General features: G+C 56.6%; 1 rRNA gene. It reads right to left on the bottom strand.

Annotation, left to right across the window (positions count from 1 at the left end):
* Positions 1–2,080: ribosomal RNA gene (locus DMB66_RS60830) — 23S ribosomal RNA — on the bottom strand; the annotation flags it as partial.
* Positions 2,081–2,258: the final 178 nt, after the last annotated feature.

Raw genomic sequence — 2,258 nt, 5'->3', positions numbered from 1 at the left:
CGGGCTAACAGGTCCCCTTAACGTTCCAGCACCGGGCAGGCGTCAGTCCATATACATCGTCTTACGACTTGGCATGGACCTGTGTTTTTAGTAAACAGTCGCTTCCCCCTGCTCTCTGCGGCCATACCACGCTCCACCCGCAAGGGGCTTCACGCGTCCGGCCCCCCTTCTCCCTAAGTTACGGGGGCAATTTGCCGAGTTCCTTAACCACAGTTCGCCCGTCGCCTCGGTATTCTCTACCTGACCACCTGTGTCGGTTTGGGGTACGGGCCGCTCGGAACATCGCTAGAGGCTTTTCTCGGCAGCATAGGATCACTGACTTCACCTGAATCGGCTCGGCATCACGTCTCAGCCTATATGCGCCACGGATTTGCCTATGGCACGGCCTACACGCTTACCCCGGCACAACCACCGGCCGGGATCAGCTACCTTCCTGCGTCACCCCATCGCTAAACTACTACCCACCAGGATCCCAGACTCCATACCCTTGGTCCGAAGACCGCCGGCACTTCGCGTGGTTAGCATAGTAAGGTTCGTCTTGGGCGCTCCTTCGCGGGTACGGGAATATCAACCCGTTATCCATCGACTACGCCTCTCGGCCTCGCCTTAGGCCCCGACTCACCCAGGGCGGATTAGCCTGGCCCTGGAACCCTTGGTCATCCGGCGGAAGGGTTTCTCACCCTTCATTCGCTACTCATGCCTGCATTCTCACTCGTGCAACCTCCACGGCTAGGTCACCCTGCCGCTTCACCGGTAGCACGACGCTCCCCTACCGACCCACACACCTGCATCAACCGGTAAACCGGCCAACGGGGTTATTGTGTGAGTCCCACAGCTTCGGCGGTGTGCTTGAGCCCCGCTACATTGTCGGCGCGGAACCACTTGACCAGTGAGCTATTACGCACTCTTTAAAGGATGGCTGCTTCTAAGCCAACCTCCTGGTTGTCTAAGCGATCCCACATCCTTTTCCACTTAGCACACGCTTAGGGGCCTTAGCTGGTGATCTGGGCTGTTTCCCTCTCGACTACGAAGCTTATCCCCCGCAGTCTCACTGCCGCGCTCTCACTTACCGGCATTCGGAGTTTGGCTGATTTCGGTAAGCTTGTAGGCCCCCTAGACCATCCAGTGCTCTACCTCCGGCAAGAAACACGCGACGCTGCACCTAAATGCATTTCGGGGAGAACCAGCTATCACGGAGTTTGATTGGCCTTTCACCCCTAACCACAGGTCATCCCCCAACTTTTCAACGTTGGTGGGTTCGGTCCTCCACGCAGTCTTACCCACGCTTCAACCTGCCCATGGCTAGATCACTCCGCTTCGGGTCTAGAACATGCGACTCAAACGCCCTCTTCAGACTCGCTTTCGCTACGGCTACCCCACACGGGTTAACCTCGCCACATGCCACTAACTCGCAGGCTCATTCTTCAAAAGGCACGCCATCACCCCAACAAGGAGGCTCTGACGGATTGTAGGCGAACGGTTTCAGGTACTATTTCACTCCCCTCCCGGGGTACTTTTCACCATTCCCTCACGGTACTTGTCCGCTATCGGTCACCAGGAAGTATTCAGCCTTACCAGGTGGTCCTGGCAGATTCACGGCAGATTACAGGAGTCCGCCGCTACTCGGGAACACCACAAGGAGGTCACACATTTTCGTCTACCGGGCTCTCACCGTCTACGGCCGACTTTCCCACGTCGTTCGACTAACATGCGACTTTATAACTCCTCACCACACTGTCAGATATGATAAGTGGGTCCCACAACCCCCATGACGTAACCCCTGACAGGTATCACACGCCACAAGTTTAGGCTAGATCCGCTTTCGCTCGCCACTACTCACGGAATCACTGTTGTTTTCTCTTCCTACGGGTACTGAGATGTTTCACTTCCCCGCGTTCCCCCCATACACCCTATGAATTCAGATGCAGGTGACACCACATGACTGATGTCAGGTTTCCCCATTCGGACACCCTGGGATCACAGCTTGGTTGACAGCTCCCCCAGGCCTATCGCGGCCTCCCACGTCCTTCATCGGCTCCTGGTGCCAAGGCATCCACCGTTCGCCCTTGACAACTTAACCTACAGAAAACAAGATGCTCGCGTCCACTGTGCAATTCTCAACCAACAACCAACCCACAACCCCACAGTTCCACACCAAACCTTGGCGCCGTCACCGGCTCCCTCAAGTGGTATGCGAAACCAGGCCATGCCTGGACAGTTCTGAAACAACAACCCCGCGACCCTCAGGCCACACCGGT

This window comes from Actinoplanes sp. ATCC 53533, from assembly GCF_003947245.1.
The sequence above is the reverse complement of the archived record's forward strand: the minus strand, read 5'-3'. Positions and strand labels throughout refer to the sequence as shown.